Annotated in this window: 13 protein-coding genes and 1 pseudogene; 9 read left to right on the top strand and 5 right to left on the bottom strand. The window is 30.1% G+C overall.

What is annotated here, in order from left to right; genetic code table 11:
• The first annotated feature begins 79 nt into the window (after positions 1–79).
• The gene (locus tag KFE69_00155; GenBank protein UTW42598.1) at positions 80–979 is read left to right on the top strand and encodes a LysR family transcriptional regulator; all 900 of its coding nucleotides are present in this window, start codon (positions 80–82) and stop codon (positions 977–979) included.
• Positions 980–1012: 33 nt separating this feature from the next.
• On the opposite strand, the gene KFE69_00160 is transcribed toward KFE69_00155, so the two are convergent.
• Positions 1013–1738: a TonB family protein gene (locus tag KFE69_00160; GenBank protein ID UTW42599.1), complete on the bottom strand. Its 726-nt coding sequence runs from the start codon at positions 1736–1738 to the stop codon at positions 1013–1015.
• 20 nt (positions 1739–1758) lie between these two features.
• Positions 1759–3672: a TonB-dependent receptor gene (locus tag KFE69_00165; protein UTW42600.1), complete on the bottom strand. Its 1914-nt coding sequence runs from the start codon at positions 3670–3672 to the stop codon at positions 1759–1761.
• Positions 3673–3749: 77 nt separating this feature from the next.
• On the opposite strand from KFE69_00165, the gene KFE69_00170 reads away from it, so the two are divergent.
• Complete coding sequence (locus tag KFE69_00170) at positions 3750–3893, top strand: hypothetical protein (GenBank protein UTW42601.1); 144 nt, start codon at positions 3750–3752, stop codon at positions 3891–3893.
• Between the two features lie 95 nt (positions 3894–3988).
• Positions 3989–4315 (top strand): hypothetical protein, encoded by a 327-nt coding sequence (locus tag KFE69_00175; GenBank protein UTW43932.1) that lies wholly within the window; start codon positions 3989–3991, stop codon positions 4313–4315.
• A 28-nt stretch (positions 4316–4343) separates the two neighbouring features.
• Here the strand turns inward: KFE69_00175 and KFE69_00180 are convergent, their stop codons facing one another.
• Positions 4344–4739, bottom strand: coding sequence for an ester cyclase (locus KFE69_00180; GenBank protein ID UTW42602.1), 396 nt, complete (start codon positions 4737–4739; stop codon positions 4344–4346).
• Positions 4740–4903: 164 nt separating this feature from the next.
• On the opposite strand from KFE69_00180, the pseudogene KFE69_00185 reads away from it, so the two are divergent.
• The 4 genes and pseudogenes from KFE69_00185 to KFE69_00200 all read left to right on the top strand — a co-directional run bounded on the left by KFE69_00185 (position 4904) and on the right by KFE69_00200 (position 8987).
• Positions 4904–5155: pseudogene (locus tag KFE69_00185) on the top strand (helix-turn-helix domain-containing protein).
• Positions 5156–5237: 82 nt separating this feature from the next.
• Positions 5238–8249: a RelA/SpoT domain-containing protein gene (locus KFE69_00190; protein ID UTW42603.1), complete on the top strand. Its 3012-nt coding sequence runs from the start codon at positions 5238–5240 to the stop codon at positions 8247–8249.
• 148 nt (positions 8250–8397) lie between these two features.
• On the top strand, positions 8398–8664 hold the full coding sequence (locus tag KFE69_00195; GenBank protein ID UTW42604.1) for a toxin HicA: 267 nt from the start codon (positions 8398–8400) through the stop codon (positions 8662–8664).
• Entirely contained in the window at positions 8661–8987 is a 327-nt protein-coding gene (locus KFE69_00200; protein ID UTW42605.1) for a type II toxin-antitoxin system HicB family antitoxin, read from the top strand. Before KFE69_00195 ends, KFE69_00200 begins: the two co-directional genes overlap by 4 nt.
• A 163-nt stretch (positions 8988–9150) precedes the next feature.
• On the opposite strand, the gene KFE69_00205 is transcribed toward KFE69_00200, so the two are convergent.
• Positions 9151–10062 carry an Rpn family recombination-promoting nuclease/putative transposase gene (locus tag KFE69_00205; GenBank protein UTW42606.1) on the bottom strand — a complete coding sequence of 304 codons (912 nt, stop codon included), beginning with the start codon at positions 10060–10062 and terminating at the stop codon, positions 9151–9153.
• Positions 10063–10652: 590 nt separating this feature from the next.
• On the opposite strand from KFE69_00205, the gene KFE69_00210 reads away from it, so the two are divergent.
• Together KFE69_00210 and KFE69_00215 are read left to right on the top strand one after the other, a co-directional pair.
• The gene (locus KFE69_00210) at positions 10653–11912 is read left to right on the top strand and encodes a hypothetical protein (GenBank protein UTW42607.1); all 1260 of its coding nucleotides are present in this window, start codon (positions 10653–10655) and stop codon (positions 11910–11912) included.
• 424 nt (positions 11913–12336) lie between these two features.
• On the top strand, positions 12337–13434 hold the full coding sequence (locus tag KFE69_00215) for an IS4 family transposase (GenBank protein ID UTW42608.1): 1098 nt from the start codon (positions 12337–12339) through the stop codon (positions 13432–13434).
• 18 nt (positions 13435–13452) lie between these two features.
• On the opposite strand, the gene KFE69_00220 is transcribed toward KFE69_00215, so the two are convergent.
• Positions 13453–14865, bottom strand: coding sequence for a hypothetical protein (locus KFE69_00220; GenBank protein ID UTW42609.1), 1413 nt, complete (start codon positions 14863–14865; stop codon positions 13453–13455).
• Positions 14866–14881 lie beyond the last annotated feature (16 nt).

Raw genomic sequence — 14881 nt, forward strand, 5'->3', positions numbered from 1 at the left:
TATCACTTTGAATCTATACCGAGAATACGCTATACTGAAAATCATTGTTTCCATATAGAAACATAATAAGGCAAAGGTCATGCTATTAGATGAAATGAGAATTTTTTATTACGTTGTACAACAACAGAGTTTTTCAAAGGCTGCAAAACGCTTAGGGGTTTCTAAATCACATGTTAGTAAAATGATTACTAAACTTGAAGAAGATATACAGAATCGACTGATTTCAAGAAGTACACGTAAACTATTATTAACAGATGCAGGTGAAAGCTTTTATCAATATTGTGCTAAAGTCGTTTCAACGGGTGAACAAGGTTATGCCTTAATGAATGAATTAAATGCTAAAGCAAGTGGCGTATTAAAAGTTTCCATACCGCCTGCATTAGCATTTAATGCACTGAATCATATTTTTGCTCAATTTTTAGCTGATTATCCAGATATTATCTTAGATATTCAACTTGAGACTCAAATTGTTGATCTTATCAAAGATGGTTATGATTTGGCATTACGTTCAGCTGTATTAGAATCATCTAACTTAATTGCGCAAAGAGTCTATCGTTTTAAGCAGGTTATCTGTGCAACAGAGAAATATTTTAACCATAAAGGCATACCAAAAACACCTCAAGATTTAGTTAAACATAATTTTGCTATCTATGGTGATGCTAAATTATCTACGAGTATTACCTTAAAAAAGCAAAAAAAGCATCAAGTTGAAGAGACTGTCATAGTTAAAGGTAATTTTATTTCTAATCAATTAGATTTAATAAAAAAGTTTATGCTAGAGGATGCTTGTATGTGTATTTTGCCAGAATTTATGCTTATAAATGAGCTAAAGGATCAAGTTGTTGTAAAATGCCTAGAAGATTATACATTTCCAAGCAATAATCTATATGCGATTTATCCTGAACGGGAATTTATGCTACCTAAAGTGAACCTATTTTTACAAAGATTAAAGCAGTATTTTGATCAATTACAGTACTAACAATTAGCACCTAAATTATTGGGTATAATAATTTTATAAGCGATAATGAATAACTAATTGAAAGTTTTGTGCAACTTTTAAGTAATTGTCTGCTTTGATAAATGGTTCTGCTGTATGAATGGTATCAATTGCAGCGAGGTTAAGCACTTCAGAGTCACTGGGTTGGATAATTTTTAAATGTTCTATCTTACCATTAGGTAATAAAGTAAAAAATACGCCCACATCACCCTCAATACCCATCTTATAGGCAGGTCTGGGATATTTTTTATATTGATTAATACGTTGATATAGATAGTTTACAAAAGCATCATATTTTTCACCTGAAATTTTCTCTTGTTTTAGTTGTTTATGCGTGCTTTTTGCATGCTTTATTTGATCTGCAAGCTTTGCTTTAGGTTTTGGTTTTTGGGGTTGTTTTGGTTGTTTTGATTGTTTTTTTATAACTTCTATCTTTTTAGTTTTTTTATTTATTGGTTGATTTTGATGCATTTGCGCAATTTGTTGATTTAACTTTATAGTTGATGGTATTGGCATGAGTTGATTAATATTAAATTGGGCTAAATGAGTTGGTTTAGTCGAAGGAGTTGATTTTTTTTCTATTTGCTTATGGCTATCAGATTTGATTAAGCTTGCCATAATCAGTTGATTATTTTTTTTAGCAATTTGATAGCTTGTCTTTTTTGTAAGGTAATGGCCAATGACTATAAAACTAATTAAGACTAGGTGAATGATAAGGCTAATTAATACGGCTTTTTTCATAAGCTTATCTTTTCTTTCTTTTAAGATAAATGAAACACTAAGCTTACTAGTACACTGATGCCATCACCAGAGTAATAGTTAATATCATTAGCTGAATAAAAATCAGCATAGCGAACATAGGATTGGTTAAATAGATTTAACACCCTTAGATTAAGGCTAAAATACTGCCATGATTTCTCAATATTAAAATTTGTTAGAAAGTAGCCTGGCATTTTTGGCCCTTGGTTTTCAATATCATTGGAGGCATAAAAGCTGCTATGGTAGGACTCACTAAGATAAAGGTGCCAGCTGTGATAATCTAGCATTAAAGCTAATAAAGCATTGAAAGGCGATACAGCTGGTATTTGCTTACCTTGGAAGCTGCCTGATGAAATTTCTGCATTAACATAACTTAATTGCGTATTAATACCAATGTAAGGATTAAAATAGCTGGAGAAATTTATATCACTGCCAATGCGTTGTGTTGGTGTTAAATTAGACATCTGACCAAAGCTGCCAACTGTTGGGTCATAGGCTAATTCATTATCTAAATTAAGAATATAAGCGCTTAGTTGTAGTTGGTTTGCACCTTTATGATAATTAATGCCTGTTTCATAGGAGACGCCAGTTTGTGTTTTAAGGTCAGTATTAATTGAACCATCTGAAGTCATAAATAATTCATTGCCTTTGACAAAGCGAAAATTAGTATCACGCCTTAGGTAATAATCAAGGTGCGCTGTTTGTTGGTATAGTAAGCCAAGGCTATAGACAAAAGCATCATTATCATCATTACTCGTTGGGTTATTATTACCTTGTGCTTCTAAATATTGTTTAGCATAGCGACTGCCTAAAATTAGCTTTAATTTTTCAAGATAGGGCATCGGCAATTTGACATTACTATACAGTGAGTAAATTTCTTCATCTGCTGTATTATCTTTAGCCGTATTGTAATTATGATAATGATTTTTTTGTAGGTTAAAGCCTGTCGTGAAATACTCTGAATAACGAAGTTCATTTTCAATTAAGCCACCTGTTTGATCAATGGTATTATCAAAATTTGTTAAGTGTGCTGTCGTATTCGCATTAACGAACATCGCATCACTTTTTAATGACCATTTGGGGGTGAATCGATACAGATTAGTTAAATAGAAAATCGCATTCGTAATTTCAGATGACTGCGTCATAGAAGGGATGCTTTGATCGGTATCATAGTTTTTTGCTTGCGGTAATTGAAGGTCATTATGAAAGGCTAGAAGATTAAGGCTTGTGGTATTATTTGTCCCTAAATAATCTAACTTGGCATTAAGATTATAATTTGTCTGATCATTATGTGGTTGATCGCCATCGCTATGGCTTGTCATTGCACCTAAATTTATACCAACATTCGATGGGTAACGCTCACTATAAAAGCCATAGGCTTGTGCTTGGCCATTATTACCAAGGCCAACACCTGATGTGATGATGCGTTTTTGTGGTGTGTGTGTTGTGATATCAACCACACCACCAACGGCTTGATTACCATATAAACTGCCATAACTACCAGGTAGGATTGTAATATCATCAATATTATCAACTAAGATGCTATTAAGATTCGGTCCTATGGTTGTAAAGCTTGTTAATGGAATACCATCGATTAATAGTAGGCTATTGCTACTGGCATTATTGCCAAATCCACGAATTGAGATTGCACTTTGATCTTGTTGTGATGATGAGGTATTGACTTGTATGATACTTTGATTTTGTAAAAATTCACTGGTTGTTGTTGCACCTTGTTGCTGTATATCATCTTGAGTAAATGTTACATCAGCACCATTAGCATTTGAACTATCTGTGTTGGCTTGATCACTTTGCACATTTATATCTGGAATGGTTAATGTATCTGAATAGGCTTTTGAAAAGTTAATGATAATAAAAAGCAGTGTAAAATATCGAAAGAAAGTTAATTTTAAATGCATTGTATTTGATTCTAACGGTGTTTTTTGGTTAAAATACATGGCGCTAGTATACAGAATAAAAGTAAAAAGGAAATAAAATGTTTGATGAATCTCAATTGACTGAAGCACTATTTGTTAAACCAAGTAATGAAGAAAAACAAGGTAAGTTTGTCAGTATTGCTACTGAAGAAGCTCAAGCGGGTTGTAGTGGTAACTGTGAAAGTGGATTTTGTCGAGGTTAAGTGTGCCAGAATTAATCGAAAGCACACATAAAATCAATAAAAAAATTGATTTTCAAGCTATAGAGCGCTTAGATTTATCTTATATCGTCTTACAAATGTGCTCAAAAGCATATCCACTACCTAGGTGGAAATTAGAAGATGCGAAGACTTGTCAGTTATTATATAAGCGTTTTTTATGGTTATTAATTCTCTATCCAGATCACTCATTAGTACCAACAAAAGAGATTGATGAATTTTGGCATAATCATATCTTACATACTAAACGTTATATTAATGATTGTTATCAACTAGCAGGGCGTTATATTCATCATCATCCAGCAGATCTTGAGACAGTTGATCAAAAGCAATTACTTGAAAATTTTAAGCTTACACAAAGTTTATATTTGAAAGAGTTTTCTCAAGAATTAGAGGTTTTTGTTTAGGGTACTTTTGATTTGAATGAGTGAAAAATTAACTTTTCAGCTGATTTTTAATATTTTCCATATCAACAACAGCCCAGTAGTCGACTACTTTGTCTTCATTAAAATGATAAATTGTAATTCCAGAGTAGTGAATGTTTTTACCTGTTGGGCTAAATTCTAAAAACTGACCTTCGTGTATTCCTTTGGCATGCCAACGACAGACTATTTTTTCATCTTGTTCAATAAAATCATCCCAGTAGACTTTAAGTGATGGAAAGCCACTATACCATTGTTGAATAATGTTTTTCATTTTTTCAGTACCACAGACAGATTCTAAAGGGCTATGAATCAATACATTCTCATCGAAAAGTAGGTCAATACTGTTAATATTTTGATTATCCCAGAGCTCTTGATGAAATTGTTGTATTTGTGCTAAGTGACTCATTTAAGTTTTTACTTATATTTAATATGAAAGTACCCGTTATCATACACAAGCTTGGGGTTTATATGTATAGGTTTTTGTGAATGAAATTTTGAAATTGTGTTTAATTGGATATAAGGATGTTGCTTAACAGATTTTCATTAGAGGTTTTTTTGCATAAAATTTGATTGGTTACAAATTTATTATTATCTGTATTAGGTGCTTTGCCGAGTTTGAAAGAGCTTTAATAAAAGAACGTCAATTGGAAGGCATAGCTTTAGCTAAAAAAAGAGGTATTTATAAAGGTAGGAAACGTACTTTAAGTGATGAACAAACTAGCAGAAATTAAAAATAGAGTTGAAAATGGTGATAAGAAAAGTCATATAGCAAAGGATTTCAATATTAGTCGTGAAACTTTATATCAGTATTTGAAGTTGTGATTTTACTCATGATGTGATTTGCAAAGTTAATTAGTATGGTGATAGCTATAATCTAATTAATACAATACTAGGGCAAACTAAAATGAATCTTGAAGAATATAGGCATAAACAGTTTCTTTACGAAAAATTTTCTGTAGTTGTAAAAAATATATTAGAAAAAGTTATTTGTTCTGAAGTTCATACTGATAAGTATCATCTACAGCAAATTCAGAATAGAGCAAAAACTTACGAGTCATTATCTAAACGACTAGCTGAAAAAAGTAATCAAGATTCAGATTCAATTGAAGAACTTAGACATGATTTAGCTGGCTGTAGAATAATTTTTTATTATAACAGTGATGTTAATAGGTTCCTTGAATCTAGAATAATAGAAAATAATTTTAAGGTTGATAGGGAAAAATCTAAAATTCATGGCCAAGGTTTATCTCCTGATAGCGCAAATGATTATTATACAGCTAATCATTTTGTAGTAGAGCTAAGTGAAGATAGGTTAAAACTTTCAGAATATGCTGAGTTTAATAATCTTAAATGTGAAATCCAAATACACACAGTTCTGAATCATGCTTGGTCTGAAACTGCTCATGATATTACCTATAAAAAAATAGATGATTCAAATTTTGGGCAACGTATTAGAGATAAGATAGATACTAGATTAGTTAAAATTATGAAGGATTATTTAAAACCAGCTGGCTATGAATTTCAAAAGATTCAAATTGATTCTAACAATTTACTAAATGGTAAAAAAATATTTGATCGTGATATTAAAGCTGAAATTATTGACTGCAATGATAATAACAAACTCTATGAAATATTAGAGGGTTATGAAAATTATGTATTGCCAAATTTGTCATCAGATTATTTAGATAATGAATTATCTTTAATACTTGAGTTTTTAACTATAGCAATCGAAAAATCAAACAAAATTAAACCCATTGAAATTGATACCCCATTAGGCTCATTTCAGGGAAAAACATGGAAAGACATTTTAGATATATGTTTATTAATCATCAATGCATTACGTTATGTTGACCGAAAAAGTATCTTTTCTTGGCTAGTAAAACTATACATCACATTAGATGAGGATGATGCTAAGAAAAACGTAATTGAGTCTGTTGAAAAGATAGCTGGTTATAATATTGATGTATTAGAAAAAGTTGGCCTTCAAGTTCAATATGAAATACTTGATGTTCTAAAAATTTTAGATTCTAACTATTTATCTTCAATAAAAGAATTTATTGCAATTATTGGAGGCAATTTTTTAGTTTCTACTGCTAAGGGGTACTCAAGTGACTATGAGTCAATTTCATTTAATAGCGCTAGTATTGAAATAGGTGAGCCATTTGCAAATCTTCGTAAAGAGATGTTAAATTTTTTGTTTGAACAATATGATATAAATGATGCTGAAGATATCAAGCGCTTATTTATTTCAACCTTTAACAAAGCAACCAGTATGCCAACTAGAACTAACTACTCTAATGAATTACTTGGAATAATTTTGAATAACTGCCTTAGTATTATTGAATTTTATACTAATGAACTAACTGATGAACAATATGAAATTCTTGAATCAATTGAAGCTGATGTATGTCACCTCTATCATAGAGCACTAGATATAATAGATAGCAATACAGATTTTGATGAAAACTGTAAAAAGATTAGCAAATTAATAGAACAAAATGCCATTGAATTTCGTGATAAATTAAATAGTAATGAAAACTATTTGATATATAAAACTTTAGTGGGATATGAAGGTATTTTTCCTCAAAGTTGGGTAGATTATAATTGGAATTTTACAACAAAAAAAAATGAGTATCGCAGCAAGCAAGCAGAACAATATCTTAGTAGCATAAAAGGTAATGAAGAGTACTGGAAAACTATTATCACTCGATGTACAAAGATAGAGTCAAATGATGCAGCAACATTTCCAATGTTTTGTAAATTCTTAAATAATTTAGCAATCAAACATCCAATTTATACACTTGATTTGTTAAAAGAAAATGAACAAGCATTTATACCGTTTTCTAATGCAATTTTTAGTGGATTATTAAAAAGTAAACAGCGTGACATATTTTTAAAACAAATGAATACATGGGTAGATAATAATAAATATTTAGTTGAGTGTGTAGCGTGCTTTAAATCTAATGAACAATTTGATAAACCACTCTTATTAAAGGTTTTAAAAAATGCGTGTGAAGATACAGCTACGCTAACAATATTAGTTGTTGTTGCGATAACTATCTTTAGTGATACTAGGCAAGACATTATAAAGCTATTATTTTTACCTGCTCTTGAAAAATTAACAAGCTTAAAAGCTACTGACTGGGTTTATGAAACTTGGTTTATGAAAGATCAAGTTAATAGTATTTTTGCAAAACTAAATTCAGATGAGAGGCATAAAATATTATCAAATTTGCTTTGTTTAGAAAGAATTGATTATAAAGCGGAAGCAATTCTTATTCCGATTGCCAATAACTTTCCAAAGGAAGTTATAGAATTTTTTAAACAGCGTATTGATACAGAAAAGAACCAAGATGATGCAACAAATAATTATGAATCAATACCATTTAATTTCCATCAGTTAGGGAAATCACTTTCTAACCATGTTGATATCATATTAGATAGTGTTAGCAATTGGTATAATGAGAATTATGAGTTATTTCGCTTTTATGGTGCAAACTTGGTATCTAATATTTTTTCACAATATACATTTCTATTAGACTTTAAATTACGCATATTAATATCAAATAATATTGAAAATAATTATAATATAGTAATGGCAATTTTACACAATTATAAAGGTACACTTAAAATAAACGATATCTGTAAATATCTTGTGTCATCTTTGCCAGAAGATAGTGAGTTATTAGATCGGGTTTTTAGTATTTTTCTTTCCACTGGTATAGTGGAAGGAGATTTTGGCTTAGCTAATAAATGGAATCAGACAAAAAATGAACTTTCTTCTTGGCTTGAAGATCCAAACTTGAAAGTAAAAAACTTTGCTAAAAAGTATACAAATATACTAGATCAGCAAATCAAACAAGAACAAGGGAAGGCAGAAGAACGTTTAGAACTTAGGAAAAGAAGTGACGATTAGTGATAGTTTAAAACTCTCCGTAAAACAGACATTGAGGCTATTTTTTATTCAACATATCAAAACAGTACAATAACAATATAAAACTGACGTATGCAGTTTTGACATATTAGCCTGCTTGATATATAGTATCATTATTGATACTATTATAATGAGCGATATTATTATTATGGGTACTAAAAAAGTTTTGCTACAAATGAAGAACAACCCCAATAATGTTCGTTTTAATGATCTTGTAAAAGTGTGTGCAGAATATTTTGGTGAACCTAGGCAATCTGGTAGTAGTCATATGATATTTAAAACGCCTTGGGTTGGCGATCCCAGAATTAATATTCAAAACGCCAATGGGAAAGCTAAAGCATACCAAGTAAAGCAAGTGTTATTAGCTATTAAAAAACTGGAGGGTATTGAAAAATGAATACTGATCACTATACATATCGTGTTACTTGGTCGAAAGAAGATAATGAGTATATTGGCTTATGTGCTGAATTTCCTTCTTTGTCTTGGCTTGATACATCTCCAGAGAAAGCATTAGAAGGGATACGTGCTGTTGTACGTGATGTTTTGTTAGATATGCAAACATCAGGTGAAAAAATTCCATCACCATTATCTGAGAAAAATTATAGTGGTAACTTTATGGTAAGAATACCACCAGAGGCACATAGAAGTTTGGCCATTAAAGCTGCAGAAGAAGGGATTAGTCTTAATCGACTTGTCAGTTCAAAATTAACAGCTTTGTAGTATCTATATGTTTAAACTTTCCGTAAAACGAACGTTGAGATTAGTTTCTGTTTCTAAAATAATACGAATTAATATCAATTAGATATAATTTTAAAATAGTCAAAACATTCCGTAAACGGGTTATTTTACGGAATGTTTTAAGCAGAATTAATAAAATAAAAAATTAACGTTTCTTTTGATTATCAATAACTTTTCTTAAAGAAACAACAGTATCTATTTCAAGGCCAGTACAATCAGCGACCAGTTTTGAATCTAAGCCTTTAGCCAACATATTCCTAGCTGTTTCTTGAGCTTTTTGGATAGCACCTTCTTGGCGACCTTGTTGTTTTAATTGCTGTGCTACCGTTTTCATTGCATCTTCCAAATTAGGTTCTACACTAATAATTTTATCACAAAATAAGCTATATTCTAGTGCCGAATATTTACTCATATAGCGTATAAGCGTTTTTGTTACTATTTCATCATACGTGACAAGGTACTTTGAGACAATGTCTAAATTGCCATCAATATCGCCTTTTTGTATATGTTTTAGGATAAGTTCAAAGCCAGCAATATCACCATGCTTAGCAATTTCTTCATCACTTAAGTCGCCAAGATCAATTAATTGATTGGTGAATGCATATTTTTTTGCAAGTTCAGGGTTTTCAAAATAATCATAAATATTAAGGCTTTGTTTAAATGGTTTTTCATCGGCATAGAGTAATAGACTAAAGATTAGTGGTAACTTTTTAGTGCCTTTATTTTTTTTGATAAAATCTAAAAGAAAGCTTGTTTGATAATGGCGTACTCTAATAATGAAAGTGACATCATCACTGGTTTGTGCTTCTATATGGACTAGAACAGCGCCTAATTCACCATTTTTAAATTTAAATAGGAAAGCTAAATCAGATTGTTCTTTAGTTTTTACATTATCTTTATTACCTTGCCTGACGTGTTCAACATTAGCGGAATCTAGCTTAACAGTGCGCCAGTCTACTAACTTAGTTAAAGTACTCGGCATATGGGTTTTAAGAAAAGCAATGGCCATTTCTCTATTAGATAATATATCTTTAGTTACAAGATCATGTATAGACATTGTATTTATTCATTTTCACTAAAATTTTAATTCCTTAAGTGTGACATCGACGGTAGAGAGAGGTTAGTCGATGCCACGGGATGGAACCTAAGTTCAATCAAGCATAAGCTTGATTAGAAATTTTGTAGCCGTCAATTTATAGAAGAGAAGGTTGACCGTTTGGGCGGCTACAGGGAAGTAAAAAACCACTTAAACTTTGAGGATGGACAGTTTAATATTAGTGGATTTTTGCTTCCGAAACTGTTTCTTGTATATTGCTGTGATCAGTCATGATATAAGTACAGCCAGCGAAATTTATAAATGCTAACATGATAATTGACAAAGCAGTCGTTAAATTATTTTTCCATGGCCTTATCAATTTCATTTAAATACTTACTACTTAATTATGATCCAATTCAAACAGCCTAATGTATTCTTTTTCCTTTAGTTATCATCTACTCCTTGTGTTGATGTTTTTCATTGTAACACCATAAAAAAGTATGGCAATAAAAATTATCCATATTTTTTTAAAAAATCTTAATACCTTGATATTTCAATTAATCTTTGCATTGACTAGAATAGATAGGATATAAATTTTTAAGGTTTTTTCCATGGGGATCGAGAAGCTAAGTTGGGATGAGTGCAAGCACTTAATTGAAGCGGTGAATGAACCGTTTTATCAGCTTTTAGCTGAATATCCTGGAATTGAAACCTACACATTTGAAAAATATAGTTATGCCTATGGGCAGATAATTAGTGATGAAAATTATTTTTATAATCCTGATGGAAAAATAGCATCTGATAATATTCCATTTAGTATTTTTTTAAGTAAAAATTTTGAAATGTTTTTGAAAATTGATAATTTTATTATGACAAAGAGTGTCCTGTCACCTGGAGATTTAATTTTTATAACTTCATTTTTAAGCAAACAATATGTCCCGAACGCATTTAGTAATATTTCTATTTGCGCTGGCACAAGAACACCAATTCTGATTGGTAACTTTGGTAATACAGCAAAATATCATGAAGTAAGTAATTACTTAAATCATAATGTTGTTAAGTATGCTGCGAATGAAGATAATTTTCACCTATTACGGGAAATTTGCATGGGATATCAGAGTAAATGGAAAGCTGAATTTTTAGCATTTCCTATTGAGTTACATCAAAAGATATATCAAAGAGTTGATAATTCCTCATTTAAAATATTAAATTACATATATAGCTACTTTTTGGATAGGGAGTCATTTTCAATAAATAGTGAATATTATAATTTAATTTTATCTCATATTAAACGATTTTATTCAAGCATGATGAATAGTTCGTATATTAACAATATTATTGTTGATATTTATAAGATGGCATGTGAATATAAACCATCATATACATTAGCGAATGATAATGAGTCGTTACCATTAGATGATTTACATTTTATTTTTAATGAGATATATAAAGCGGATAGTGCACCATTCATGATGGTACCAATAATTTACTCAAACTTTGATAAAAATAGTAGTTATTATTTTAGTATTCCTGTCCATACAGCTTCATATAAACCAGATAAAATTATTAATTTAACTGAATTCTCGATTAAGATTAAGAATTTATTTGAAGTGTATAAAGATAGTATTGATAAATTAAATTTTTCAGAACACACGTTATTTTATCGAATATCGCAATCTTTAGATTTAAAAATTATAACGGATAGAGTCAGTACAGCTAGTAAACAAAATCAAGTAACATTATTAAAAAATATTACTGAATTAGATCACAATTTTAATAATCAATTACTTAAATTTCAGCAACAAGGGTATAATGTATCCTTACCACAGAGGTCAAAATTTTTTTCTGGGGCTTTTAAATTGAATTTATAACTTTATTCAATTGCAATAATATTCATAGATTCTACAATGTATATAATATCTTCAAACATTGTATTGTATTATCCATCCATTTCAACCTCAAAAATATTATATCATGAAGAATAAGATATTTAAGAAATAATTCAAATTATTGAAATTTATAATTGTTATTTTCTAATACCTTAGAAAGGTAATAATAGAGGTTGAAATTTTGCCACTATAGCTTTACTGTCATAAATGATTATTATATCTTCAAACATTTTGTCCATCCTCAATCCATCCTTACACATATTATATCATTAAGAATAAAATATTAAAAAATAGTAATTAGAAATTAATAAAAATTTTCACACTACACGACAGTAACGGTGTAACCCATTGATTTTTCATTGTTATCGTTCATTCTTATAATCGCCAAAAAACAAAAAAGAGCGATATGATGAAACACATCAATGAATTACAACAGTCACTGAAGCACTATTTTAACTTATCTTTTTGGAATACTGAATGCCTAACTTACTTTATTATTGCCCTACAGATAATAAATGATGTTAATCTTTCACAAATTGCTAAATGTTTTCCATCAAAAGCATCAACTACGTCATGTTATAGGCGTCTTCAACGTTTTATCACAAGGTTTGAAATATCTTTTCTTAGCCTCTGGAAACTAGTCGACACCATTTTCAATTTATCTGATCAAGTCATATTATGCATGGATAGAACTAACTGGAAGTTTGGCAAGGTACATATTAATTTTCTAATGATTGCTATTGCTTATAAAGGTGTTGCAATTCCTGTGATTTGGTCACTGCTTCCTCAGCGAAAGAGAGGTAACTCAAAAGCCATTGATAGGCAGAGACTATTTGATCAACTACTTGAATTTATTCCTGCAACTAGAATTAAAACACTTTTATGTGATCGTGAATTTATTGATGGAAATTGGATAGCTTATTTGTCTAGCAAACAAGTTAAATTTGTTATTCGAGCCAAAGGTAATTATCTAGCTTCTAATAAAAAGATTTCAAAATTATTTCTAACTCTTAAAGCTTCACAAGCAAGAACACTTCATAATACAAAGTGTATAGTAGGCTGCGATTTATATGTTTCAGGACTGCGACTGCCTACAGGTGAATTAGTTATTGTTGTAACTAGAGAGTTTAACCTAAATGCACTCGATCAATATAAAATAAGATGGGAGATTGAGTCATTTTTTTCAGCTATTAAAAAACGTGGTTTTAATTTTGAGAATACCCACTTAACTGATATGCAAAAACTTTCAAGGCTTATGTTTGTTGTATCCATTGCATTAATATGGTCTTATCGTACAGGTGAAATATTAGAAAGCATTAAACCTATTAAAATTAAAAAGCATGGATTTAAAGCTAAGTCTTTGATTAAAATTGGTACTGAAACTATTGCTAAATCGCTAGCCAGAGCCATTAATTCTTCAGAGTATATCTGTAATATTATCAAAGCTACATTTAAACCTAAAATATCAATTAGTCAAAGAATGGCTCTGGTAGGTGTCATGTAGTGTGAAAAATTTTGAATATTAATATAATTTTTCTACAGACGGCGTAATTATTGAAAATCTTCCACCAATGAAATTAATTCCCAAAACCAGGCAAAATAAAATAGAAGCACTGATTGGTAATGCTTGATAAAAGTTATAAGAAAAATAGTGAGTGAGAGTGGATTGAAACCATAAAAATAATACAGGTGTTACACCCATAATAATCAAGGTAAAGTAAATATTAAAAAGCGTTGTCGTTTCTGTATCATAATGATTCTGTAATAAAGTCTGAATTAAATTAAATTGGATCACATATTCGATGGTGCTATAAGCTAAGAAAAATAAAATAGCACTAATTAAAAATGTATAGGTATTATCATAAGTCATAGCCCAAAGTAAAAATAAGCTTAAAAATGAGATAAGACCATAATGTTTTGTACTTTGAGCTAATGCTTGATCATTGGTTTTAATTCTTTTTTTGGCTAAGAAAAATGTAAAAATAATTGCAACTAGCGCTGATATAGGGCATTCAAATGAGTAAATATATTGATACAGTGGCTGTGTTTGATGATGATAGAGTAAAAAAATGATCAATGATGAAATAATTGGAAACAATAAGACAGAGTAGTTAAAACTACCCGCAATATAGTGATAAACATGTGCTTTATTTTTAGCTTTTTTAAGTAATTGTAAGGTTAAATAAATAAACATCACAAGTATCATGGCATAAACTGTAACAGTTGATTTAAACATAATAAAACTGATTACAGATGAAATACAGATACCTAAAATAAACACCATTAAGGCTAAGGCAAATGAGCTAATAGAGACAGATTTTGCTTTACTAAAATAGCCAAAATAATAATAAATACAACCAATCACAAGCATGGTTTCTAAAAAGGCAAAAGTTGATTGTGTAAGGAGAAAAAAGACAAAGGCAAAGTTAATAATAATCCCTAAAAAATTAATATTTAAGTGAATGATATTATTTGCCATGGTCATTTGATCATCTGAGATATGCTTCACCTTAAAATGTTTGGTTGCTAACACAACATAATTAGTTAAATAGCGTATGAGGAAAAAATGAGCGCCCATGATGGTGTATTTAACCATAATCGAGATATGCTCATTTAAAAGTAAATAAGTTGTAAGAAGTAATAAAAGTGGGCATAACAAACCAACTTTAGCAATTACATCATCACTTTGCTTAAGTTTACAGGCTTTGATGATGGCGCTTATAACAAAGTAAATAATAACACTAACAAAAGCACCAATGACAACGGTACTGACAAAAAAATAAAAACGACTGGCAACATCAGGAAGGGCTTCTTTATATTGGCTTATATACTCAGCTAATGTACGAATCGGTACATAAATTGGTAAGATAAAAAAATACATCATGCTTGGATGGCGTAGACAGTTAATGATCATATGCTTGATATATTGAATCATAATTATCCTTTTGATT

The organism is bacterium SCSIO 12844 (assembly GCA_024397935.1).
GTDB lineage: Bacteria > Pseudomonadota > Gammaproteobacteria > Francisellales > Francisellaceae > M0027.